1 protein-coding gene is annotated in these 263 nt (G+C 62.0%); it reads right to left on the bottom strand.

Annotated features, from left to right (window positions below):
* Positions 1-263, bottom strand: a 263-nt coding sequence (locus Q4563_RS20495) for a hypothetical protein (protein WP_303605824.1), incomplete at both ends; no start/stop codon positions are given.

Genomic DNA, 263 nt, shown 5'->3' on the forward strand with positions numbered 1-263 from the left:
TGCTTCTTCCGGCAGGGTGAGGCTGACATCGATGCCCTGGGCCAGCGGAATCGCCGGGCTGGCGGTAACTGCGATCGGGTTCGGCAACGTGACCACGGCTCCGCTCGGCAGCACGGCCTGCAGAGTGTAGTTGCCGGCTGGGCGTGAACTCAGATCGAATGTGGCCGTTCCACTGGTCGGATCAAGAATCAGGTTGTGGGTGGCATCGATACTGTTTCCATTGGGCGGCACCAACTGAAAGCGGGTACCGGGCGGCATATCGT

It is taken from the genome of Gilvimarinus sp. 1_MG-2023 (assembly GCF_030548285.1).